A 23263-nucleotide genomic window follows, 5' to 3' on the forward strand; every position below is an offset into this window, starting at 1 on the left:
GAGCGGGAGGTCGGCCGGTCCGACCTCCCGCTCCGGGCTCCGGCTCAGCCCGCCAGCAGCGCCGGCAGCTCCGCGACGGACTTCAGCACGTGCGTCGCGCCGTCCGCCCGCAGCCGCTCCTCGCCGTGGGCACCGGTGAGGACCCCGGCCACCACGGAGGCACCGGCCCGCGCGCCGGTCAGCATGTCGTACCCGGTGTCCCCGGCGACGGCGATCTGCCGGACGGCGTCCGTGCCGGTGCGCAGCAGCGCGGTCAGCGCCAGGTCGGGGTACGGGCGGCCGCGGCCGGCCTCGGCGGGGCAGAGCGTCAGGTCGGCGATCGACTCCCAGCCGAGCGCGCGCAGGATCCGGTCCTGGGTGGACCGGGAGAAGCCGGTGGTGAGGACCACCTTGCGCCCCTGGCCGCGCAGTTCGGCGATCGCCTCGGCCGCGCCCGGCAGCGCGGCGCAGTGCCCGGCGTCGACCAGGTCGTGGTAGGCGGCCTCGAATCCGGCGTTCGCCCGCTGCGCCTTCTCCTCCTCGCCGAACAGGTGCCGGAAGACGGAGATCTTGGACTCGCCCATGGTGGCCCGGACGTGCTCCAGCATCCGGGCGTGCTCGGGGCTGCCGGCCTCGACGCCGAGCGCGCCGGCGGCGGCCTGGAAGGCCTGCTCGACCAGGCCGCCGTCGGCGACCGTGGTGCCGGCCATGTCGAGCACGACCAGACGGATATCAATCGACATGTCAACTACCTCTACAGATTGGTGAGTTCGGCGGTGGCTTCGGCGATGGCCGGCGAGCAGGTCATACCGCGGCCGCCGGGGCCGGTGACCAGCCAGACGCCGTCGCGGACCCGCTCGCGGTGGACCACCCGGGTGGTGTCGACGCACTGGGCGTACACGCCGGCCCAGCGGCGGCGCACCCGGGGCAGCGGGCGGCCGAGCAGCTCCTCGGCCACGCCGACCAGGTGGTCGTACGGGTCCTCGACCACGTCGAAGCCGAACGGCTGGTCGTACTCGTGGGTGTCGCCGATGGTGAGGCCGCCGTCGAGGCGCTGGACCATCAGCAGCTGCATCTTGTGCTCGGCGGCCACCGGCGGCTGCGGCTGCGCCTCCTTCAGGCGCTCCAGCGCGGCGCCGGCGAAGGCGGGGTAGTAGCGGAAGCTGTCGCCGTCGGCGACCGAGGTGGTCAGCGTCTCGCCCAGCGGGTCGGTCTGCATCATCTGCAGCCGCACCTTGCGGACGGGCAGTTCGGGGGCCAGCTCCCGGACCAGCCCGCCCAGCCAGGCGCCGGTGCAGAGGATCACCAGGTCGCCGCTGTGCACCTGGCCGTGGTCGTCGCGCACCGCGCGCTCGCCGATCACCTCCCGGACCTCGCGTCCGGGCAGGAAGGTGTACCGGCCGCTCGCCGCGAGGGCGGCGCGCAGCGCGGGCTGGGCGGTCCGCGGCTCGACGGCGGCGTCCCGCTCGCAGGCCAGGGCGCCGAGCAGCTTGCCCCGCAGCGCCGGGTTGGCCGCCCGGGCCTCGTCCGCGTCGAGCAGCCGGAAGCCGCGCTCGGCCGCGTCCGGCAGGGTCAGCGCCTGCTCGGCGACGGCGAGTTCGGCCTCGGTGCGGATGGCGGTGAGCGAGCCGTTGGCCCGGAACCCGAGGTCGGGCACCCGCGCCCCGATCCGCTCCCACAGCTCGCGGGCGCGCAGCGCGGTGTCGAGCTCCTCGCCCCCCGCGCGGCCGCTGACCCAGACCAGGCCGAAGTTCCGGACGGAGGCGCCGCGCGCCTCGGCCTCGCGCTCCAGGTGGACGACCTCGTGGCCGCGTTCGACGGCCTGCCAGGCGTGCATGGTGCCGAGCACGCCTGCTCCTACGACGATGACTCTCATGCGGCCAGGCTGATGCCGCGAGGTGTCCGCCCGGCGTCCGGTTCGCAGCGCCCAGGTGAACCGACCGAAAAGTTGTACAGACAACCCGTTCTCGCGGGGCCCCGCCGACCAGCCCGACGGGACCGGCGGGACCGGCGGGACCGGCGGGCCCCGGGGATGCACCAGACGGGCCCTCGGGCCGGTCAGCGCAGCACAGCCGCCCGCAGGTAGTTGCGCCGCCCGAAGTTCGGCTCGTCCACCGCCGTCAGCTTCTCCACCTGGAACCGGTACAGCGCCGCCGCCCCGCCGCCCGTCAGGAACTGCCGCCGCACCTCCTCGTCCTGCGCGAACGACGGGTACCGCGCCCGGTACGCGGCCATCGCCGCCTCCGCCTGCAGCCCCCAGGCCTCGCCCGCGCCGCCGGTCAGCTGCACGCCGCGCAGCTGCTCGCCGAAGACCGGCGGCGGCAGGAAGACGGTCGCCGCGGCCCGCGCCTCCTCCGCCAGGTGGTGGCTGTGCCGGGTCGAACGCTCGCTGACGAAGTACAGGACGAGGTCGTCGTCGTACGCGAAGAAGGCCAGGTTGGCGTGCGGTCCGTGCTCGTGGCCGGCGGTGGCGAGGGTGAGCACCATGGCCTCCGCCAGCAGGCCCTCCACCCCCTTGTGGAGCTCCTCGGCGGGCCAGTCCCCCTGCTGGATCTCAAGTCTGTACGGCATGACGGCGCATCCCTCCGCTGGCACGGCTGAGCCTGGCACGACTGAGCCGGGCGGGCGCCCCGGTCGACAGGGGCCCCACGCCCGGCTCACATGCTCTCCCCGCCGCCGCGGCCACACAAGGGCCGGGTGCGGACCGCCCGAACTCAGCGGCGCTGCGCCTCCAGCGGCGACTCCCCGGCCGTCGGCACCGCGCCGGCGCCCGCGCCGAGCAGCGGCCGCAGCGGCCCGCTGCGCGCCCGGTCCACCAGCGGCGCGGCCCGTCCGGCGGCCAGCGCGAGCGGGGCGGCGACCAGGACGCCGACCACCGCGCCGACCAGCACGTCGTGCGGGTAGTGCACGCCGACCCAGACCCGCGAGGCGCCCATCAGCACGGCGGCGACGTACGCCACCGCGCCGAGCCGCCGGTCGACGAACCAGAGCGCGGTCGCGGCCGCGAACGCGATCACCGTGTGGTTGCTCGGGAACGACCAGTCGCCCGTCCCGGGGCAGGCCTCCAGCGTCACGGTGCCCGCTATCTGCGCACACGGCCGGACCTCCTCCACCACCCCCTTGAACCCGGAGTTGACGGCGTAGGCCAGGACCACGATCAGCGGCGAGGCCAGCACCCGCGCCATCGCCGCCGATCCGGCGCCACGGGCCCGCCACCAGGCGTAGACCATGAACACCGCGAACAGGCCGAGGCCGACCGCCGACCACACCGTGACCAGCTGGTCCAGCCAGTACGGCGCGCGGTCGGCCCACCCGGTCACCCGGGTGTAGAGGCCGCCGTCGATTCCGCTGCCGTCGTACACGGCGAGCATCCGGGCGGACATCAGGCGTCACCTCCGCGACGCCGGGCCCGCCGGGCACGGAACACTTCAAGAACAATCGGGATCACGGAGACAACTACTACCAGACCGATGATGGGTAGCAGATAACGGTCGATACTGGGCACCGACGAGCCGAGTGCGTATCCGGCCATCACCACGCCCACCACCCAGACCGTGCCGCCCACCACCTGCCAGAAGGTGAACGAGCGGACCGGCACGCCCAGCACGCCGCAGAGCGGGTTCAGCACCGTTCGGACGATCGGGATGAACCGCGCCAGGACGATCGCCTTGCCGTGGCCGTACCGGGCGAGCAGCACCACGGCCCGCTCCACGCCCTCCTGCAGGCTCCTGCGCTTCGAGCGCCGCAGCAGCCCCTGCCCGCCCCGCTGCCCGATCACGTATCCGGTCTGGGCGCCGACGAGCGCCCCGGCGAGGGCCGCCGGCAGCACCTGGTACAGCTCCAGCTGCGGGCCGTTGGTGGCACCCGGCACGCAGAGCAGGCCGGCGGTGAACAGCAGCGAGTCGCCGGGCAGGAAGAACCCGACCAGCAGGCCGGTCTCGGCGAACAGCACGACGGCGATGCCGAGCGCGCCGAAGGCCGCGAGCAGTGAGGACGCGTCCAACGGGTTCACGGCCAGGCCGTGGGCGGCGGCGGCGTGAGCGGCCGTGGCGTGCGAGGCAAGGGCGTGCGGGGCCCCGGCATACGAGGCCAGGGCGTGAGCGGCCGAGGCGGCGGGCGACTGGAGCAAGGCTGGCGGACCTCCGTACGTGGGAGGGCGGCACCAGCGGAGCACGCCCTCGACCGTCTACAGTGATGTAGACGGTCTACGTGACTGTAGTCCAAACCGGGAGGAATCGCCGCCATGTCCGACCTGCCACCCGACCTGCCGCCCGGCCTGCCCGCCGACCCGCCGTCCGCCCGCCGGCCCGCCGGGGAGCTGGAGACGGAGGTCCTGGCCGCCCTCTGGGCCGCACGCCATCCGCTGACACCGCAGGACGTCCAGACGGCCCTCGGCGGCGGCCTCGCCCGGACCACCGTGGCCACGATCCTCGCCCGGCTGCACGACAAGGGCACCGTGGAACGCACCCGGGCGGGCCGCGCCTACGCCTACACCCCGACCGTCCAGGACCCGGCCGGCCTGGCCGCCCGCCGGATGCACACCGAGCTGGGCCGCGAGCCGGACCGCCCCACCGTGCTGGCCCGCTTCGTCTCCGACCTCTCCGGCGAGGACGAGCGGCTGCTCCGCGAACTCCTCGGCGACGGCCGCGACCACCCCGCCACCTCGTGATCATCGCCGTCTGGGCGCCGCTGCTGCTGCCCTTCCTCGCCGCCCCGCTCGCCCGCCGCCTCGCCGACGCCCTCACCCCCCGGGCCGCCGCCTGGAGCCTGGCCGCCTCCGCCGCGACCCTGGCCGGCGGCACCCTCTGCTCGCTCGGCCTGCTCGTGGCCGCCGGCCTCCTCCGGCTCCCCCCGATCGCCGCCCTCGGCCACCTCTCGCTCCCCTGGCTCACCGCCGCGGCACCCCGGGCCGCACTGCCCGCGCTGCTCGCCGGCCCGGCCCTCGCCGCCCTGGCCGCCCTCACCGCGCGCACCGCCCTCCGGCACCGACGCGAACTACGCCACACCCGGGCCGCGGTGGCCGAGCGCCCCGCCGACGCACCAGTGCGCCGGGCGCGCGCCCGACACCCGCACGCCCTGCGACAGCTGCTCACCCGGACCCGCGCGCTCCTGCGCCCGACCGACCACCCCCTCACCGTCCTGGACGACGAACGCGCCGACGCCTTCGCCCTCCCCGGCCGCCTCCCCCGCCCCGGCCGCCCCGCCGAACCGGGCCGGATCGTGGTCACCTCCGGCATGTTGCGCGCCCTCGACGCCCCCGAACGGGCCGCCCTGCTCGCCCACGAACGCGCCCACCTCCGCGGGCGCCACCACCTCTTCCTCGCCCTCGCCGAACACGCCGCCACCATCCACCCCGCCCTGCGCCCGCTGCGCACCCCGCTCGCCTACCACCTGGAACGCTGGGCCGACGAGGCCGCCGCCGCCCGCACCGGCGACCGCGCCACCACCGCCCGCGCCGTCGGCCGCGCCGCCCTCGCCGCCGGCCGCACCCCCCGCCCGGCCCGCCCGCAGCGGGCCCCCGCCGCCCACGCGGGCCCGGTCCCCCGCCGGGTCGCCGCCCTGCTCCACCCCGCCGCCGGCCCCGCCCCCCGCCGCCGCGCCGCCGCGCTGGCCCTCACCGCCTGTCTGGCCGTCACCACCGCCGCCGCCCTGGACGCCACCGCCGACCTCCACCACACCGTCGAAGCCGCCCAGCGCGCCCCCGCCACCCCCTGACGCCGCCGCAGCCCCCGCCCGGCCCCCGCTCCGACTTGGCGGACCCCATCCCCATCCCTCGGCCGCCCCCGTACTCTTTCGTCAGCGCGCCGACCCCGACGCGCCCTCGAACGGCGGCGAGGAGCAACCCGAGTGCGGCAGACCGGACAGCAGACCCGGCGACCCGAACGTCGCACCCCGCAGAGCGCGGCGGAGCTGGCCAAGGTCCACGACCGCACCCTGGCCGAGGCCGCCACCCGGAGCGCCGCACGGGACACCGGCCCCGCCGGCGCCGAACCGTTCCCCCAGCCCCGCCCGGAGATCGGCGACTCCTGGGCCCGCCTGCGCCGCCTCGGCCTCGACCCCGACGCCGGCGCCGCCGCCGTCCACCTCGGCCCCGCCGAGCTCGAACACCGGCGCCGCACCAGCGGCCTCGACCCGCTGCTCCCCGTCCTGCGCGACACCCTCCTGGACCAGTCCGGCCAGGCCCCCCTGATCCTCGCCATCGCCGACGCCGACGGCCACATCCTCTGGCAGGAGGGCGAGCGCGGCCTTCGCCGCAGCGCCGACCGGATCGGCTTCCTCACCGGCGCCCGCTGGATCGAGGAGAGCGTCGGCACCAACGGCATCGCCGCCGCCCTGCGCGCCCAGCGCCCGATGCACGTCCACTCCGCCGAGCACTACCTGCGCAGCCACCACTCCTGGACCTGCGTCGCCGCCCCCGTGCACGACCCCGGCACCGGCCGCCTGGTCGGCGCGGTCAACCTCAGCGGCCCGGCCCACAACGTCCAGCCGTACCTGCTGCAGCTGACCGCCACCGCCGCCCGGCTCGCCGAGACCGAGCTGCGCGCCCGCCGCCTGGAGTCCCTGCACCGCCTGCGCACCCTGGCCGCCCCGCTGCTGGCCCGGGTGAGCGGCCCGGCCCTGGTCGTCGACGCGGCCGGCTGGACGGCCGCCGCGGCCGGCTTCCCGCCGCCCACCCGGCTGCGGCTGCCCGCCGAGGGCTGGGGCGCCGCCGCGGTGCACTGGCTGCCCGGCCTCGGCGAGTGCGCGATAGAACCGCTCGCCGACGGCTGGCTGGTACGGCCGGTGCAACCCCTGGACCACAGCGACCCGGCGGACGGCGGCGTCACCGCCGAGCAGGCGGAGGGCGCCCGGCTCCGGCTCGACCTGCGCCGCCCCGACCGCCCCGAGCTGTCCGTCCAGGGCGCGGCCGGCAGCTGGTCGCACACGCTCACCCCGCGCCACGCCGAGCTGCTGCTCCTGCTCGCCACCGAGCGGGAGGGGCACAGCGCCGCGCAGCTCGCGGACGCGCTCTTCGGGGATCCGGCCAGGACGGTCACGGTACGCGCCGAACTCTCCCGGCTCCGCCGCTACCTGGGCGGTCTGCTGGCCCACCGGCCGTACCGTTTCGCCGAATCGGTGCTGGTCACCGTGCTCGGGCCGGACGACCCCTACAACCTGCTGCCGGTCTCCTCGGCCCCGGCCGTCCGCCGGCTGCGCGCGGGCCTGGCCGCCGGAACGGTCCGCCTGCCGGGCGCCGTGTCATTACCCGCGCAGCGGGCACAGGCACCGTCCGCGCAGCGGGCACAGCCGCCTTCCGCGCAGCGGGCACAGGCACCGTCCGCCCGGGCTCGGGCTGCTCAGCCCCCGGCGAGCAGCGCCGACAGCTGGGCGTCCGTCGGCCCGTAGGCGCGCTCGGCCTCCTCCGACACCAGCGTGTAGGTGCGGTCCAGCCACGCCTGCACCCTGGGCTTGGAGACCTCCAGCAGCGCGCTGCCGTGCGGCGATTCGAGCGCCAGGTGCAACGTCGAGCCGTGGCACGGGCAGTACGCCGGCCACAGTTTGACGTCGCCCTGGCCGCTCAGCGAGCGCAGGCCGTCCCGCAGCAGGTCGCGGGAGAACACCCAGTCGGCCTCGTCCGGCCGGCCGATATGGAAGGTCAGCAGCACCTCGTACGGGCGCTCGGCGTCGAACCGGAACCTGGTGCGGACCTCGCCGACCACCTCCTCGCCCAACGAGATCCGCAGGGTCAGCACCTCCTCCACCGCCGCCGGAGCGGCGGTGGAGTCTTCCTCATCGCCGCCCGTGGGGGTAGCGGCGAGAGGCGCACTGGAAGGTGCTGACAGCGGATCGGACGGCATGACGGTCTCTCCGGAACGGCGTGGGATTCCACCACCCTGGGCCACCGCCCGCCTGGCGGGCAAGGGTTGCAAGGAGGTTGCAATAATCCCCGTCCGCGCCGGACGACCCTTACCCGGCCCTTGTCAGACAGATCGTCAACTTCCTTTCCCCGAAAGGCTGTCCACGAAATCGACGGGTTCTGCCCGAAGACCGGCCGGGCGACCGGTACGCGCTGCTACGCTCGTGCCCCTGCCGGCGCGGACACGCGCGCGTACACCGGCGGACCCGCACGGGCACTGCCCGGCGGTGGTCCGTCCGTGACGGTGATTCGGACCCGCCTGTGGTGCGTGGGAGAATACGGCGACTGCGACGGCGACTTCGGGGAGGGGGTCCGGTGGCTCTGCGCGAGGACACCGAGCGGGACGTGCACAGCGAGCAGGCCCGGTGCCACGAGCGGCGCGGCCGGCACGGCAGGCCCAGGCCGTTCGGCGGCCGCCTGCGACTGCCCACCCTCCGGTTCTCCGGCGCCGCGATGGCGATGTCCACCGTCGTCGGCATCAGCATCGCCACCACCCTGCTGCTCAACGAGCAGCAGGGCGTGGGCCGCCGCGCCGGCGTCGCCCGGGTCGGCTCCAGCGCGCCCCCGCCGAGCCCGGCCGCCTCCGACCGGGCCGAGGCGGCGGCCGACCACGCCCCCGCCGCCCCCGAACCGCCCGCCCTCCCCTCCGGCGCCCCCTCACCCAGGGTGTCCGCACCCCGCCCGACCGCCTCCGGCCCGGCCACGGCCCGTGCCTCGGCGCCCGCCGCCCCGGCGACGGGCCACCCCACGGCCGGCGCACCCGCGACCGCCCCGCACACCGTCGGCGACCCGTCCGCCCGGGCGCTCGGCGCCACCCGGACCGAGCCCGGCACCGAGCCGCCCGCCGCATCACCCCCGGCCGCCCCGGGCACGCACACCCCGGTCTTCGACACCCCCGCGGCCGACACCCTGGCCGACACCCCGCCGACCGGCGTTCCTCCCGAACAGCCGGCCGCGCCGCAGCCGCCCTCCCACCGCCCGCTCGCCGGTGCACCGGGCACCCCGGCGCCCGACGCACCCGCCGCCGTCCCGGAGCCGGGCACCGCACCCAAGCCGGACGCCCCCGACCCCGGCGAGGTCGGCGACTCCGCCCTGACCGGCGCCGCCTTCGTCCAGACCCTCGGCCGCGACGGCACCCGGCACCTGCTCACCCTCACCGTCACCGAGCCGCTCACCGCGCTCCAGGCCGAGTTCCGGCTCGCCCCCGGTGAGGCGGCGGCCGCCCCCGGCACCGCCTGGACCGACCTCTCCGGCGCCGTGGTCACCGCCCACCAGGAGCGCGGCGCGCTCGTCTACCGCTTCACCGCCCCGGCCGGCACCGACGTCCGGCCCGGGCAGTACACCTTCGGCGTCCGCGGCACCCGCCCGTCGGCCCCGCGCCCGCCGTCCGCGCAGCCCTCGCCGTCCACCCTGCCGCCGGCGTCCGCCCCGCCCCTCGGGAAGCCCTGCCGGGCCGCCCCCGCCGAGAGCTGGAACGCCGCCGCCTTCGGTATCCGCCACCCCCGCGCCGTGGCCGCGCTCGGCACCTTCGCACCGGCCCGCTGACCCGCCCCGGCACGTCGTGCCGGGTCCGGCCGCACCCCCGGCCCGATCCGGCCCGATCCGACAACCCGACAGGTCACGGGCCGTCTCGGGCTCCTCTCAGCAGCCCCGTTCGTTACTGTGGGTACCACTCGGCGCGGTGGCCCCTCAACGGCCCGCACACCGCGCCACCGCATCCGAGGAGGATCTCGTGTCCACGGTCCTGACCCAAGGCGGCAACGCCCCGCTGACCGCTGCGCGGGTGACCGTCGAGGTCACCGCGCCCAAGGCGCTGGACGTCTCGGGCCTGCTGCTGACCGACGCCGGAAAGGTCCGCTCGGACGCCGACTTCGTGTTCTTCAACGCCCCCCACGGCCCGGGCGTGACCCACCGCCCGGCCTCCGGCGGCACCCCGGACGCCATCACCATCGACACCGCCGCCGTCCCGGCCGGCATCACCAAGATCGTGGTGACGGCCAGCCCCGACGAGGCGGGCGCGACCTTCGCGGGCATCGAACCCACCGCCACCGTCCGCGACGCCGACACCGGCCAGGTGCTCGTCACCTTCACCCCGCCGCAGCTCGGCCGCGAGACCGCGCTGATCGTGGTCGAGGTCTACCAGCGCGGCGGCGCCTGGAAGGTCCGCGCGGTCGGCCAGGGCTACGCCAACGGCCTGGCCGGCATCGCCACCGACTTCGGCGTCTCCGTCGAGGACGAGCCCGCCCCCGCGGCGGCCGCCCCCGTCGCGGCCCCGGTCGCCCCGGCCCCGGTCGCGCCGCCCGCCCCGCCGGCACCCCCGGCCCAGGCCCCGCCGGCCCCGCAGTTCGCTCCCCCGCCGCCGCCCGCACCGCCCGCCGAGACCGCCGCGCCCTCCTTCACCAAGGTCACCCTGGACAAGGGCCGGGTCAGCCTCACCAAGGGCGGCTCGGTCTCGCTGGAGAAGAACGGCAAGCCCTTCCTCTCCTCCGTCCGGATGGGCCTCGGCTGGGAGCCCGCCGGCCGCGGCCGCAACATCGACCTCGACGCCTCCTGCATCGCCTTCGACTCCAAGCGCGAGAAGCTCGACACCGCCTGGTTCATGAAGCTCGGCATCTTCAACGGCGCCGTCGCCCACTCCGGTGACAACCTCACCGGCGAGGGCGGCGGGGACGACGAGTCGATCACGGTCCACCTCGACGGCCTGCCGCCCGAGGTCTGCGGCCTGGTGTTCGTGGTGAACTCCTTCTCCGGCCAGAAGTTCACCGACGTCAAGAACGCCTACTGCCGCCTGCTGGACGCGGGTTCGGGCCAGGAGCTGGTCCGCTTCGACCTCACCCAGTCCGAGGCGCACACCGGCGTGGTGATGTGCAAGCTGGTCCGCCAGTACTCCGGCGAGTGGGTGATGACGGCGATCGGCGAGTACGTCGACGCCAAGACGGCGCGGGCCATGGTCAAGCCCGCCTCCGCGATGCTCTGACCGGCCGTCCGGCGGCCGCCCCGCTCAGGGCGGCGGGAAACCACTGGTGCTCCCGCCGCCCTGAGCGGATCATGTCCCCATGCTGATCAGGGACGCCGTCACCGAGGACTGGCCCGCCGTCTGGCCGTTCTTCCACGCCATCGTCGCCGCCGGCGAGACCTTCACCTACCCGACCGACCTGACCTCCGATCAGGGCCGCGACTGGTGGCTGCTCCCCGCTCCGAGCCGCACGGTCGTCGCGGTGGACGAGGACGGCACCGTGCTCGGCACCGCCAAGATGAACCGCAACCACCTGGGCAACGCCTCGCACATCGCCAGCGCCAGCTACATGGTCGACCCGGCCCACTCCGGGCGCGGCGTCGGCCGGGCCCTGGCCGCGTACACCCTCGCCTGGGCGCGCGAATCCGGCTACCGGGCCATGCAGTTCAACGCGGTGGTCGCCTCCAACGAGCGCGCGGTGAAGCTGTACCACTCGCTCGGCTTCGAGATCCTGGGCACCCTCCCGGAGGGCTTCCGCCACCCCACCGAGGGCTACGTGGGCCTGCACATCATGCACCGCGCGCTGTCGGATCAGCCCTAGACCGGACAGGACCCAGCTACTCCTCGATCGCGCCGCCGACCCGCCGCAGGTGCCGGCGGAAGCTGTACGAGGGATCGGCGGCCCGCCGCTCCAGGTACTCGTCGAAGGAGGTCTGCCGGCGCAGCGTGTCGCCCGAGCGGATCCGCTCGGCCTGGGCGCGCTCGGTCCGCGCGATCCCGGCGGCCGTCTCCAGCACCTCGTCGAGCCGCGCGGCCGGGACGAACAGCACACCGTCCGCGTCGGCGAACACCACGTCCCGCGCGCCCACCAGGTGCGGTCCGAACCGGGCCTCGGTCAGCGCCTGCGGCTCCCGCTCGTCGAGCCGCATCGGGCCGAGCGGCAGGCTCCCGTAGCTGAACACCGGCAGCCCGATCTCCACCAGCTCCGGGGTGTCCCGGTGCAGCCCCCACACCACCAGCGCGGCCACCCCGGCGGCCCGCGCCTCCAGCACGGCCAGGTCCCCGACGCAGGCCTCGTCGACCCGCCCGCCGTTGTCGACGACCAGCACGTCCCCGGGCTCGGCCGCGCCGTACGCCTCCAGGAAGACGTCCACGCTCCCGTAGTGCCGCACCGGCAGCACCCGCCCCGCGACCCGGTGGCCCGCCACCACCGCCCCGACCCCCGCCGGCGCCGCCCGCAGCCCCACCCCCAGCCGCACACAGGCATCCGCCACCAACGGCGTCGACAACTCCGCGAAGGCCTTCAGCACCACAGCCACCTGCCCAACTCGACGTTATCCGACCACAGTTCACCAGCACCGCGATCCTAGGCCGACCGACACGCACACACCATCGAGTGAAAACCGACCGTGCACGGCATACCTCCCCGAAACCCTCGCTAGTGCCGCGTCAGGCAACTTTTGCCCGTCAAGGAGCGGCGTCCGGTGCGTGCTATCGGCGTGCCGGCCGGAAGTCCTCGTACTGGACGTACTTGGGCTTTCGGCCGGTGCGGCGAGAGTGCGTGCCGGGCGTCGCGACGGGGCGAAGGTTGCCTGACGCGGCACTAGCGTGACTCTCACCTGAAGGAGGGGCATCATGAGTGCTGTGGCGCATGAGCGACCGATCTCGAACTCCCCGTCGCAGGAGGACATCCTGCTGGAGGGCTTCCTGAGCCTGCACTCCCCCGAAGGCTTCCGGGCCGAGCTCATCGAGGGAGAGATCATCGTGGCACCACCGCCGGACGGCGATCACGAGGACTACATCGGCTTGCTGATCGACCAGGTCGGTCGCCATTCGACGGTCCATATGCAGGTGTCCGGCGGCAAGGGTCTCCGACTGGTGAGTGGCGGACTCTGTCCGAAGAACCACGTCATTCCGGACGCGACGTTCGCCCCGATGGAACTCCGCCTCTTCCGCGGCGCCCCCTCCTGGATGGACCCGCAGGGCGTGGCCATGGTCGCCGAGGTGACGTCCACCAAGCCCGACCAGGACCGGATCGCCAAACGCCACTGCTACGCCCGCGCCGCGATCCCGCTCTACCTGCTCGTCGACCGCGAGAGGTCCCAGGTCAGCATCTTCAGCAGGCCGCTCCGCGACGAGTACACCGAGGTCCACCTCGCGCCCTTCGGGCAGCCGCTCGCACTGCCCGACCCCTTCGGCTTCGAGCTGGACACCAAGGACTTCCTCTGACGGCTCCGGACGACGAACGGCCCGCACCCCCCTTCCACAAGGGGTGCGGGCCGTTCGCGTAACGGGGGCCTCAGCCTCGCGTCGCCATGGCGCGCAGGAAGAAGGTCAGGTTGGCCGGGCGCTCGGCGAGGCGGCGCATGAAGTAGCCGTACCACTCCTGGCCGTAGGGCAGGTACACCCGCATGGTGTTGCCCTCGGCCGCCAGGCGGAGCTGCTCCTCGGGGCGGATGCCGTAGAGCATCTGGTACTCGAAGGAGTCGCGCTTGCGGCCGTTCCACTGGGCCAGCTGGCCGGCGATCTTGATCATGTTGGGGTCGTGCGAGGCGATCATCGGGTAGCCCTCGCCGGCCATCAGGACCTTCAGCGCGCGGACGTAGGCGAGGTCGACCTCGTGCTTGCCCTGGAAGGCGACCGACTCGGGCTCCTTGTAGGCGCCCTTGCACAGGCGCACCCGCGAACCGGCGCCGGCGAACTCACGGCAGTCGGCCTCGGTGCGGCGCAGGTAGGCCTGGAGGACGACACCCAGCCACGGGAAGTCGGCCCGCAGCTCGCGCGCGATGGCGAGGGTGGAGTCGGTGGTGGTGTGGTCCTCCATGTCGAGGGTCACCGTGGTGCCGGCGTCCGCCGCGGCGGCGCAGATCCGGCGGGCGTTCTCCAGCGCGATCTTCTCGCCGTCCACCGGGAGGAACTGGCCGACGGCCGAGAGCTTGACCGAGACCTCGGCGCCGACCGCGAGGCCGGTGTCCTTGAGGGCGGCCAGGAGGTGCTCGTAGGCCTCGGCGGTGCCGGCGGCCTGGGCGGCGTCCTTGGTGTCCTCGCCGAGGTGGTCCAGGGTGACCTTGCGGCCGGTGGCGACCAGGTCGTCGCAGGCCGTGACGGCGTCGTCGAGGGCCTCGCCGGCGACGAAGCGCTCGACTATGGCGTGCGTCGGCGGGAACTTCTCGACGACGGTGCGGACCTGCGGGGAGCGGGAGGCCGCGAGGAGGGCGGAACGGAGCATCGTGACTCCTGGAGCTGGTGCTTCTAAGGGTGGCAGAAAACGGGCGGCGGACCGGGGGTGGGGTCCGCCGCCCGGGTGCGCCCGGCTGCGGGACCGGGCGCGGTGGGGCACTCAGCCCATGTGCGGGTAGCGGTAGTCCGTCGGCGGGACGAAGGTCTCCTTGACCGAGCGGGTCGAGGTCCAGCGCGCCAGGTTCTGCTTGGCGCCGGCCTTGTCGTTGGTGCCCGACGCCCGGCCGCCGCCGAACGGCTGCTGGCCGACCACCGCGCCGGTCGGCTTGTCGTTGATGTAGAAGTTGCCGGCCGCGAAGCGCAGCTTGTGCATCGCGTCCTGGGCCGCGGCGCGGTCCTGGGCGATGATCGCGCCGGTCAGGCCGTACGGCGAGGCCGACTCCATCTGCGCCAGCATCTCCTCGTACTTGTCGTCCTCGTAGACGAGGACGGCGAGGATCGGGCCGAAGTACTCGTCCCGGAAGTACTCGCTCTCCGGGTCCTCGCAGACCAGCACGGTCGGGCGGACGAAGTAGCCCACCGAGTCGTCGTACGTGCCGCCGGCCAGCACCTCGACCTTCGGGTCCGCCTGGGCCCGGTCGATGGCGGCCTTGTTCTTGGCGAACGAGCGCTCGTCGATGACGGCGGACATGAAGTTCGCCAGGTCGGTGACGTCGCCCATGGTCAGGCCCTCGACCTCGTCGCGGAACGCGTCCTTCAGGCCGGCCCAGAGCGACGCCGGGACGTACGCCCGGGACAGCGCCGAACACTTCTGGCCCTGGAACTCGAAGGCGCCGCGGGTCATCGCGGTCTTGAGCACGGCCGGGTCGGCGGACGGGTGGGCGACCAGGAAGTCCTTGCCGCCGGTCTCGCCGACGATCCGCGGGTAGGTGCGGTAGCCGGCGATGTTCTCGCCGACCGAGCGCCACAGGTGCTGGAAGGTCGCGGTCGAGCCGGTGAAGTGGATGCCGGCCAGCGCCGGGTGCTTCAGCGCCACGGCGGAGACGTCCAGGCCGTCGCCGGTCACCATGTTGATGACGCCCTTGGGCAGCCCGGCCTCCTCCAGCAGCTGCATCAGCAGGTGCGCGGAGAACTGCTGGGTCGGGGACGGCTTCCACAGCACCACGTTGCCCATCAGCGCCGGCGCGGTCGGCAGGTTGCCGGCGATGGCGGTGAAGTTGAACGGGGTGATCGCGTAGACGAAGCCCTCCAGCGGGCGGTGGTCGCTGCGGTTCCACACGCCGTCCGAGGAGATCGGCTGCTCGGCCATGATCTGGCGGGCGAAGTGCACGTTGAAGCGCAGGAAGTCGACCAGCTCGCAGGGGGTGTCGATCTCGGCCTGCTGGGCGGTCTTGGACTGGCCGAGCATGGTGGCGGCGGCCAGGGTCTCGCGCCAGGGGCCGGCCAGCAGGTCGGCGGCCTTGAGGAAGATCGCGGCCCGCGAGTCGAAGGAGAGCGCCTGCCAGGCCGCAGCGGCGGCCAGGGCAGTGTCGATGGCGTCCTGCGCGTCGGCCTGGGTGGCGTTGCGCAGCGTACCGAGCCTCGCCGCGTGGTTGTGCGGCTGGACGACGTGGATCTCGGTGCCGCCGCCCATGCGGCGCTCACCGTTGATCGTCATGGTCAGCTGGACCGGCTCCTGGCCGCCCAGCTCCTTCAGCTTGGCCTCCAGGCGGGCCCGTTCCGGGCTGCCGGGGGCGTAGCTGTGGACCGGCTCGTTCACCGGCGCGGGGACCTGGGTCACAGCATCCATGAGCGCACGCTCTCCTTCGGTTCATGGGGGATGCCGGCGTGGGTCGCACGTCGGCCACAGCACGAACGCTATTCCTGCACCGGGGGCCACATGATTGGCCGGGCGGCTAAAGTCATCCGTACGGCGTTGTCCGGACCGACGAAGGGATTACGGCGCGGTCACGGCCGCCGCCTCGGCGCCGGCGGTCGGCCGCACGGCACTGTCCGACCGGATGAACCGGACGAACCGGGTGAACCGGATGAAGGAAGGCCGCATGTCCCAGCCCCCGGGCCTCCCGCTCCGGCAGCTGCTGATGTCCCTCGGCGAGCCGCTGGTCGAACTGCAGGCCGCACCGCAGGGGTTGGACGTCCCGGTGCGCGACGTCGCGATCCTCGACCCGGAGGACCCGCCGACCGCCGCCCCCGGCGAACTGGTCCTCGCCATCGGCGCCCGCGGCCGCGCCGCGCTCCCGGCGCTGCGCGCGGCGGGCCGGGCCCGCGCCGCGGCGGTCGCCGTCAAACTGGACGCCCCCGGGCAGGCGGACGCCCTGCGCGAGGCGGCCACCGAGGCCGGCGTCGCACTGCTCTCGGTCCGCCGGGAGACCCGCTGGGAGCACCTGGACTCGCTGGCCCGCGCGATCATCGCCGGGCCGGACGCCCCGGACGCGCCGGGCGCCCCCGAGCACAACGCCGGCGACCTCTTCTCCCTCGCCCAGACCGTCGCGGTCCTCACCAGCGGCATCGTCTCGATCGAGGACACCTCCAGCCGGGTGCTGGCCTACTCCCGCTCCTCCGACTCCGACGAGGTGGACGACCTCCGCCGGCTCTCCATCCTCGGCTGGCAGGGCCCCGAGCCCTACCTGTCGAAGCTCCGCGAGTGGGGCATCTTCCAGCACCTGCGCAGCTCGGACGCGCCGATCGCGGTCGATCCGCACCCCGAGCTCGGCCTGCGGCGCCGGCTGGCGATCGGCATCCGGGCCGGGGCGCAGCCGCTCGGCACCATCTGGGTGCAGGAGGGCGCGCAGCCGCTCGCGCCGCTGGCCGAGCAGGCGCTGGTCGGTGCGGCCCGGGTGGCGGCCGCGCAGCTGGTGCGCCGGCGCCGGGAGCTGTCGGCGGACGTCCGGCTGACGCGCACGCTGCTCACCGGCCTGCTGGAGGGCTCGACCGGCCCGCAGTCGCTCGCCACCCACCTGGGCCTGGACCTGCGCCGCCCGGCGACCGTCCTGGCGTACGGCGCGCGCACCACCGAGGCGCTCGCCCGGGCCGACGTGACCGGCCTGATCTCGGTGCACACCGCCGCCCGGCACCGCAGTGCGCTGCTCGCGCCGATCGACTCCCGGGTGTACGTGCTGCTGCCCGAACTGCCCGCCGGGCTGCCGATGACCACCGTCCGCGACTGGGCCCACGAGGTGGTCGAGGCGGCCCGGGACCACCTCGGCATCCCGCTGCGCGCGGCGATCGGCTCGACGGTGGACGGTCTGGCCCAGGTGCCCGACTCCCGGGCGCAGGCGGACCGGATCCTGGACGCGATGGGCCGCGGCGGGGTGGACCTGGAGGTCGCCGCACTGATCGACGTCCAGGCGGAGGTGCTGGTCAGCGAGATGCTGGCGCTGCTGCAGGAGCGGGCCGGGCTGCGCGACCCCCGGCTGACGGCGCTGGCCGCGTACGACCGGCGGCACGGCACCCGGCTCGCCGAGTCGGTGCTGGCCTGGCTGGACGCGCTCGGCGAGGTGCGGGTCGCCGCGGACGCCCTGCACATCCACCCCAACACCCTGCGCTACCGGGTGCGCCGGGCCGAGCAGCTGACCGGCATCGACCTGTCCCAGCCGCAGCAGCGGCTGCTGGCCATGCTGCAGCTGCGGCTGCCGGAGGACTGAGCCGCCGACCCCAGCACCGGTCGGAGCACAAGCCTGAGCGCGGGCCGGAGCGCGGGCCGGAGCGCGGGCCGGAACACCGGCCGGACGGCGGAGAGGGGCCCGCCGAAGCGGACCCCTCCCTGACGTGCAGTTGCCGACGGATCAGGCGCCGTAGCCCTGGCCGCGCTTGTGCTCGTTCAGGCGGTGCCACGGGCCGGTGATGGCCAGCTGGATGCCCGGGACCTGGATGTTGGCGAACAGCGTCTTGCCGTCGTCCGAGAAGGTGACGCCGGTGAACTCGCTGAACTCGGGCTTCTCGGCGGTGCCGATGTTGAGGTCGTTGCGGGCGATCGGGTAGACCAGACCGTCCTCGGTGGCGCCGAACAGGTGCGAGACACCCTCGCCGTCCTCGGCGATCACGATGCCGCCGTAGGGCGAGACGGTGATGTTGTCCGGGCCGTCGTAGTTGTCGTGGTCGCCGAAGACGTCGGTGTTGACGCCGAGCAGCACCTTCAGGGTGATGGTGCGGCGGACCGGGTTGAAGAACCAGACCTGGCCGTCGTGCTGGAGCGGGCTCTCCGAGCGGGCGAAGCTGGAGACGAAGTAGAAGCCGCCGTCGCCCCACCACATGCCCTCGAGCTTGCGGGCGCGGGTGACCTCGCCGTCCTTGAACTGCTTGCGGACGGAGACGGTCCTGGCGTCACGGTCCTGGACCTTGACCCAGTCCACGCCGTAGGTGGTGCCGACCGTGGTGGCGCGCGACAGGTCGTCGATGAACTTGCCCTGGGCGTCGAACACCTTGAAGGCCTCGAGCACGCCGGCGTCGTCGGCGAGCTTGCGCAGCTGGTAGCGGCCGTGCTTGAAGCCGGCCGGCGGGGTCCAGCGGAACAGCAGGCCGTTCGGGTTGGAGGCGTCCTCGGTCAGGTAGACCTGGCCGCGCTTGGGGTCGACCACGACGGCCTCGTGCGCGTAGCGACCGAAGGCCTTCACCGGCTGCGGGTTCTGGTTGTACTCGTCGTCGAACGGGTCGACCTCGAAGATGTAGCCGTGGTCCTTGGTGAAGCCGTTCTTGCCGGCCTTGTCCTCGGTCTCCTCGCCGGACAGCCAGGTGCCCCACGGGCTGACGCCACCGGCGCAGTTGGTGGCGGTGCCGGCGATGCCGACCCACTGCTCGACCTTGCCGTTGGCCTTGGCGTGCACGATGGTGCAGCCGCCGGCCGCGCCCGGGTCGTAGACGTGGCCCTCGATCAGCGGCACGGGGTTCGGCCAGTTGGCACGGGCGCCGCCCAGCTCGTGGTTGACGACCAGCAGGTTGCCGCCGCGCTCGTCCTCGAAGGCCGAGGTGCCGTCGTGGTTGCTCGGGGTGAACTCGCCGGTGCGCAGCTTGGTGACACCGGCCCGGTTCACGACCGTGTACTTGAAGCCCTTGGGCAGCGCCAGCAGGTTCTCCGGGTCCTTCACCAGCGCGCCGTAGCCGACGGCGGCACGCTCGGCGTCGGCGGTCGCGGCGTTCTGCACCTCGCCGCCGACCGGGGCGGCGATCGCGCCGGGGGCGCTGGCCAGCGCCTCGGCGCTGCCGGCGATCAGCACGCCGGCCCCGACGAGGGTGGAACGGTTGACGAAGTCCCGGCGGGACAGCGACATGGCAGTCACTCCTGAGAGGTGGGCCGCCGACCGGGGCGGGGCCCGGTGCGTGGCGTGCGAGGCGTCGAGGAAGGTCTCCGACGCCCAGCAGACTCCGCCCGCCGGGTGAACGCACGGTGAAGCGGACACCTCGTCAGGGTGGTCATTTGCCGACCGTATTCGAACCCATGACTTCCTCTTTGCCGTCAGCCCGGAGAGCAGGGGTGCCCCGGGTGCCCGCGGGCCCGCTCACCTCCCGGTCCGCGCCGCCCGCCACTGCTCCCAGGCCGACAGCCACAGCTGCTCGCCGAGGCGGTGCTCCTCCCAGCCGGAGCCGCCGGGGCGGTCGCGCCAGAGCTGCTCCCAGGCCCGCTGCGCCGGCAGGCTGGCCACCTCGCTGGCGAACACGGTGTACCGGATGACCTCCTCGACGGCGGCCTCGCCCTCCGGGGTGCCGACCACCCACTGGGTCTGCCGGGAGAGCCGGTTGAGGTGGTTCACCATCGTCGTCACCGCCGCCACCGCCTCCTCCCGGGTCTCCGAGGCGAGCCGCATCTGCTGGCGCACCGCGGCCTCCCAGCGCAGGACGCCGGTCTCCCCGCGCAGGGCGCGCGGCAGCCGGGGCGTGCGCCCGGCCCGGACCTGCGCCTCCATCGCGGCGGACTCGGCGATGGTCTGGTGGATCACCTCGCGGTGCGCCTCCAGCCCGGTGGCGGGGGTGAGTTCGCGCTCCTCGACCGGGACGCTCCGGCCACGCCGGGCGGCGAGCCGGCGCAGCAGGTCGGTCCGGCCGAGCAGGTACCGCTCGAAGTCGCCGATCCGGGCCAGCTCGACGGCGCCGGGCGCCACGCCCCGCCCGCAGACGACGACGGTCAGCCCGTCCACCCACAGCCGGCCCGCCCAGACCGGGCCCGCTCCGGGCACCGGGCCGTCCGGTCCGGGCCAGAGCGCGCGCCGGTCCTCGTGGACCTCCACCGCGCGGGGCTCGCCGTCCACGCTGATCCACTCGCGCAGCGCCCGGACCCGGCCGGGGCAGTCGCCCTCGTCGACGCCCAGCTGTTCGTAGACCCGGTCGCGCTCGTCCTCGACCACGTCCTCCAGCTCGGGCAGCGGGTCGTGGTACTCGGAGCCGGGCCGGTAGGTGCGGACGGTGATGTACGGGCCGTCGACGGAGGTCCAGTCACCGGAGCGGACCTCCACCCAGCGCAGCTCGCCGTTGGAGGTCTCGAACGCGGCCAGCGCGTCGCCGTCCGGGTCCGCCCCGTCCACGCCGTACACCGGGAAGTCCGCCGCGGCGAGGGTCCGGCGGGAGAAGTCCTCCTGTTCGGCGAGCCGGTCGTCGAGCCGGCCCTCCTCCCGCAGACCCCCGCGGCGGGGGGCCTTCCGCCGGAGTCCGTCCTGTTCCTGGGGCCTGCCGTCGCTCTCCCGCACCATCCTGTGCCGCACCCCCAAGTACTCGCCGTGCCCTGCCGCGCTCGCGCCGCCTGCGGGAAACGATACGTGGAGGGACCTGCCGGGTCATCAGCTCCCCTCAGGCGGACGGCGGATCGGCCGGAGCCGGGGCCGTGTCAGCGCGGGCGTTTGTCAGTCGCCCTTCCTACGCTGTCGGGCATGACAGCACGCAAGGACTTCCCGGCCCGCATCAGCATCGTCACCCTCGGGGTGGCCGACCTCGACCGCAGCACCCGCTTCTACGAGGACCTGGGGTGGCGGCGGTCCTCCGCCTCCAGCCCGGAGATCGTCTGGTTCCGGACGGCCGACTCGGTGCTCGGCCTCTTCCCGCACGACGAGCTGGCCGCCGACGCGGGCGTGCCCGGCGGCGGCGAGCCGTCCTTCCGGGGCGTCACCCTCGCGGTGAACCTGGAGTCGCCCGAGCTGGTGGACGCCGCCCTGAAGGCTGCCGTCGACGCCGGCGCCACGGTGGTGAAGCCGCCGACCGCGACCAGCTGGGGCGGCTACTCCGGCTACTTCGAGGATCCGGACGGCCACCTCTGGGAGCTGGCCCACAACCCCTTCTTCCCCTTCACCGAGGACGGCTCGCTGGACCTTCCGTAACGGCCGGCCGCCACCGCCGACCGCCACGGCGGGCCGCGGCGCCCGCCGCAGCGCCCGCCCGACCGGTGTCCCGGCCGTCCTGGCCGCCCTCGACCAGGACCGCCCCGGCGGTGCCCCTGCCACCCCTTCCGCTTCTGCTGCTACCCCTTCGACCGCGCCTTGAAGGCCGCCTTGCGCGCCTCCTTGGCGACGGTCCGGTCCAGGTGCAGCTCGCCGACCGCCTCCAGCACGTCCGCCGTGTACGGGTGGTCCACCCGCCAGAGCTCGCCGAAGTAGCTCGCCGGGTTGTCCGTCACCGGCAGTCCGGTGATCAGTTCGCGCAGCAGCTCGGCGTCACCGCCGGTGTCGAGCAGCTGGGCGGCGAAGGTGTCGATCACCGTCCACAGGGCCATCGACCGCTCCGGTGCGGGCACGTCGGCCGCGTCGAGGGAGGTCAGCCAGGCCCGCACGCCCCCGCCCAGCTCCGGGTCGTCCAGTACCTCCCGGGCGGCGGGCTCGGCCTCCGGCCCGAGCATGCCGAGCGCCAGCTGGCAGAGCATCCGACGCATCGGGGCGTACGCGTCATGACCGCGCGCCGCCTCCAGCAGCTCGCGCGCCGCCTCCACGGGCTCCCGGCCGGTGACCCAGGCCAGCAGCTCCTGCTCGGGCAGCACGTTGGCCGCCTCGCAGATCCCGCGGAGCAGGTCCGCGGCGTCGCCCCGGGCCAGCTCGCCGACCAGCGGGGCGTCGTAGCCGTCCTCCAGCAGCCACTGCCGGATGCCGTACTGGCCGAGCGGGGTCAGCCGGACCAGGCCGAAGCGGGCGGACTCCTCCTCGTCCAGCGGCTCCTCGCCGAGCGCGGCCTCCACGGGGGCCTCGCCCTCCTCCTCGTCGAACAGCTCCGGGTCGATCGGGCGGTACTCCAGCAGGCCCAGCTCGGCGAGATCCCCGAGCATCGGGTCCAGGGTGACCATCACATCGGTGATGTCGCCGAGCAGCTCCTCGCTCGGCTCCTCGCCCTCCGGGACGACCAGCAGCGCGGCCAGCACCCCGAGCGGGACGGTCTCGGTACCGGGCTCGGCGAAGGCGGTGGTCTCGTACAGCACCTGCAGCGCCTCGTCGAGCAGCTCGGCGGCCGCCTCCCGGGCCTCCTCGACCCCGGCCAGCCGCTCCTCGTCCTCCTCGCCGTCCTCGGGGCCCTCGCCCTCCTCCTCGTCGGGCAGCGAGTCCGCCTCCACGGCCAGCTCCCGGACGATCCCGGCGGCCGTCAGCCACAGCTCCAGGACGGTCTCCGCGTCCCCCTGCTCGGCGGGCTCCAGGTCGGGGCCGGGGATGGCGACGTGCTCGCCGGCCGCCGTGGTGCCGATCTCGATCAGGTCCAGGTCGCAGGCCAGCGACCAGGCCCGCATCGCCTCGACCACGGCCTCCTCGGGGGCCTCGCCCTCCTCGGGGGCCAGGCCCAGCAGCCGCGCGGCCGGCGCCCGGTCCGGACCGGTGAGGTCCCCGAGCTCGTCCACCGGGCGGTGCGGGGCGGTCCAGCGGGCCAGCTGCAGCGCGTACCCGAACATCGGTACGGCCTTCGCCTGGGCGGCCAGCTCGTCCTCGGACGGCAGCCGCACCGGGGGCACCAGCACGGCCGAGTCGTCGAGGTCCTCGTCGTCCAGCCCGTGCGCGGCGAACGCCCCGTACAGGTCCTGCAGCTCCAGGTCGGCCGGGAGCACCGCCTCGACCGCCCCCTCGGCGGGTCCGCCCGCCGAGTCGGCCCCAGCGTTCTTTCGACGTCGTCCGGCCATCGTTGCGCGTTCTCCCTACAGCGAGCGGTCAGCCGACCGGTCCCGGAGCATCGGCTCCGCGTAACCGGTCTACTACCTCAGCGTATAGGCCGGGCACCCCCGATGCCCGGCCTCCAGGGGCGCGCGCCGCAACCGTGCGCCCACCCCTTATCCTTCGAAACGGTGCCGTGCACACCCC

The 23263-nt window shown here is 74.5% G+C and carries 21 protein-coding genes; 9 read left to right on the forward strand and 12 right to left on the reverse strand.

What is annotated here, in order from left to right; all coding sequences use genetic code 11:
• Positions 1–44: 44 nt before the first annotated feature.
• From ACFVVX_RS05170 to ACFVVX_RS05190, 5 genes are all read right to left on the reverse strand, one after another.
• Positions 45–722: a phosphonatase-like hydrolase gene (locus ACFVVX_RS05170; protein ID WP_387941562.1), complete on the reverse strand. Its 678-nt coding sequence runs from the start codon at positions 720–722 to the stop codon at positions 45–47.
• An 11-nt stretch (positions 723–733) separates the two neighbouring features.
• Entirely contained in the window at positions 734–1855 is a 1122-nt protein-coding gene (locus tag ACFVVX_RS05175; RefSeq protein WP_387941564.1) for a TIGR03364 family FAD-dependent oxidoreductase, read from the reverse strand.
• 182 nt (positions 1856–2037) lie between these two features.
• Positions 2038–2550, reverse strand: a complete 513-nt coding sequence (locus tag ACFVVX_RS05180) for a pyridoxamine 5'-phosphate oxidase family protein (RefSeq protein ID WP_387941566.1) — start codon at positions 2548–2550, stop codon at positions 2038–2040.
• A gap of 143 nt (positions 2551–2693) precedes the next feature.
• Positions 2694–3362 (reverse strand): phosphatase PAP2 family protein, encoded by a 669-nt coding sequence (locus tag ACFVVX_RS05185; RefSeq protein WP_387941568.1) that lies wholly within the window; start codon positions 3360–3362, stop codon positions 2694–2696.
• Positions 3362–3991, reverse strand: a complete 630-nt coding sequence (locus tag ACFVVX_RS05190) for a DedA family protein (RefSeq protein ID WP_387941916.1) — start codon at positions 3989–3991, stop codon at positions 3362–3364. The genes ACFVVX_RS05185 and ACFVVX_RS05190 overlap by 1 nt, the downstream gene beginning before the upstream one ends.
• A 231-nt stretch (positions 3992–4222) precedes the next feature.
• Between ACFVVX_RS05190 and ACFVVX_RS05195 the strand changes: the two genes are divergently transcribed.
• From ACFVVX_RS05195 to ACFVVX_RS05205, 3 genes are all read left to right on the forward strand, one after another.
• Entirely contained in the window at positions 4223–4648 is a 426-nt protein-coding gene (locus ACFVVX_RS05195; protein ID WP_387941570.1) for a BlaI/MecI/CopY family transcriptional regulator, read from the forward strand.
• Positions 4645–5694: a M56 family metallopeptidase gene (locus ACFVVX_RS05200; protein WP_387941572.1), complete on the forward strand. Its 1050-nt coding sequence runs from the start codon at positions 4645–4647 to the stop codon at positions 5692–5694. The genes ACFVVX_RS05195 and ACFVVX_RS05200 overlap by 4 nt, the downstream gene beginning before the upstream one ends.
• A gap of 132 nt (positions 5695–5826) precedes the next feature.
• Entirely contained in the window at positions 5827–7365 is a 1539-nt protein-coding gene (locus ACFVVX_RS05205) for a GAF domain-containing protein (RefSeq protein WP_387941574.1), read from the forward strand.
• Here the strand turns inward: ACFVVX_RS05205 and ACFVVX_RS05210 are convergent.
• Positions 7317–7712 (reverse strand): SsgA family sporulation/cell division regulator, encoded by a 396-nt coding sequence (locus ACFVVX_RS05210; protein WP_387941575.1) that lies wholly within the window; start codon positions 7710–7712, stop codon positions 7317–7319. The two genes, ACFVVX_RS05205 and ACFVVX_RS05210, sit on opposite strands and share 49 nt — an antisense overlap.
• 479 nt (positions 7713–8191) lie before the next feature.
• Here ACFVVX_RS05210 and ACFVVX_RS05215 point away from each other — a divergent pair, with 479 nt between their 5' ends.
• The 3 genes from ACFVVX_RS05215 (at position 8192) to ACFVVX_RS05225 (ending at position 11433) form a co-directional block, all read left to right on the forward strand.
• Positions 8192–9421, forward strand: coding sequence for a hypothetical protein (locus tag ACFVVX_RS05215; RefSeq protein WP_387941577.1), 1230 nt, complete (start codon positions 8192–8194; stop codon positions 9419–9421).
• A gap of 199 nt (positions 9422–9620) precedes the next feature.
• Entirely contained in the window at positions 9621–10853 is a 1233-nt protein-coding gene (locus ACFVVX_RS05220) for a TerD family protein (protein WP_387941918.1), read from the forward strand.
• Between the two features lie 79 nt (positions 10854–10932).
• Positions 10933–11433 carry a GNAT family N-acetyltransferase gene (locus ACFVVX_RS05225; RefSeq protein WP_387941579.1) on the forward strand — a complete coding sequence of 167 codons (501 nt, stop codon included), beginning with the start codon at positions 10933–10935 and terminating at the stop codon, positions 11431–11433.
• A gap of 16 nt (positions 11434–11449) precedes the next feature.
• On the opposite strand, the gene ACFVVX_RS05230 is transcribed toward ACFVVX_RS05225, so the two are convergent.
• A complete protein-coding gene (locus ACFVVX_RS05230) occupies positions 11450–12142 on the reverse strand; it encodes an RraA family protein (protein ID WP_387941920.1) in 693 nt (230 codons plus the stop codon).
• A gap of 325 nt (positions 12143–12467) precedes the next feature.
• Between ACFVVX_RS05230 and ACFVVX_RS05235 the strand changes: the two genes are divergently transcribed.
• Positions 12468–13061 carry a Uma2 family endonuclease gene (locus tag ACFVVX_RS05235; protein WP_387941581.1) on the forward strand — a complete coding sequence of 198 codons (594 nt, stop codon included), beginning with the start codon at positions 12468–12470 and terminating at the stop codon, positions 13059–13061.
• 70 nt (positions 13062–13131) lie between these two features.
• On the opposite strand, the gene ACFVVX_RS05240 is transcribed toward ACFVVX_RS05235, so the two are convergent.
• Positions 13132–14061: a proline dehydrogenase family protein gene (locus tag ACFVVX_RS05240; protein WP_387941583.1), complete on the reverse strand. Its 930-nt coding sequence runs from the start codon at positions 14059–14061 to the stop codon at positions 13132–13134.
• Between the two features lie 111 nt (positions 14062–14172).
• Entirely contained in the window at positions 14173–15801 is a 1629-nt protein-coding gene (pruA, locus tag ACFVVX_RS05245) for an L-glutamate gamma-semialdehyde dehydrogenase (RefSeq protein WP_387941585.1), read from the reverse strand.
• Positions 15802–16054: 253 nt separating this feature from the next.
• Here pruA and ACFVVX_RS05250 point away from each other — a divergent pair, with 253 nt between their 5' ends.
• A complete protein-coding gene (locus ACFVVX_RS05250) occupies positions 16055–17656 on the forward strand; it encodes a PucR family transcriptional regulator (protein WP_387941586.1) in 1602 nt (533 codons plus the stop codon).
• Positions 17657–17797: 141 nt separating this feature from the next.
• On the opposite strand, the gene ACFVVX_RS05255 is transcribed toward ACFVVX_RS05250, so the two are convergent.
• The gene (locus ACFVVX_RS05255) at positions 17798–19279 is read right to left on the reverse strand and encodes an alkaline phosphatase PhoX (protein WP_387941588.1); all 1482 of its coding nucleotides are present in this window, start codon (positions 19277–19279) and stop codon (positions 17798–17800) included.
• A gap of 228 nt (positions 19280–19507) precedes the next feature.
• Positions 19508–20692, reverse strand: a complete 1185-nt coding sequence (locus ACFVVX_RS05260) for a hypothetical protein (protein WP_387941590.1) — start codon at positions 20690–20692, stop codon at positions 19508–19510.
• Positions 20693–20869: 177 nt separating this feature from the next.
• On the opposite strand from ACFVVX_RS05260, the gene ACFVVX_RS05265 reads away from it, so the two are divergent.
• Positions 20870–21313, forward strand: a complete 444-nt coding sequence (locus ACFVVX_RS05265; RefSeq protein ID WP_387941592.1) for a VOC family protein — start codon at positions 20870–20872, stop codon at positions 21311–21313.
• Positions 21314–21453: 140 nt separating this feature from the next.
• On the opposite strand, the gene ACFVVX_RS05270 is transcribed toward ACFVVX_RS05265, so the two are convergent.
• Positions 21454–23085 carry a hypothetical protein gene (locus tag ACFVVX_RS05270; protein ID WP_387941594.1) on the reverse strand — a complete coding sequence of 544 codons (1632 nt, stop codon included), beginning with the start codon at positions 23083–23085 and terminating at the stop codon, positions 21454–21456.
• Positions 23086–23263: the final 178 nt, after the last annotated feature.

Origin of the sequence: Kitasatospora sp. NPDC058170 (assembly GCF_042883905.1) — a bacterium.
In the GTDB taxonomy this organism is placed as follows: Bacteria; Actinomycetota; Actinomycetes; order Streptomycetales; family Streptomycetaceae; genus Kitasatospora.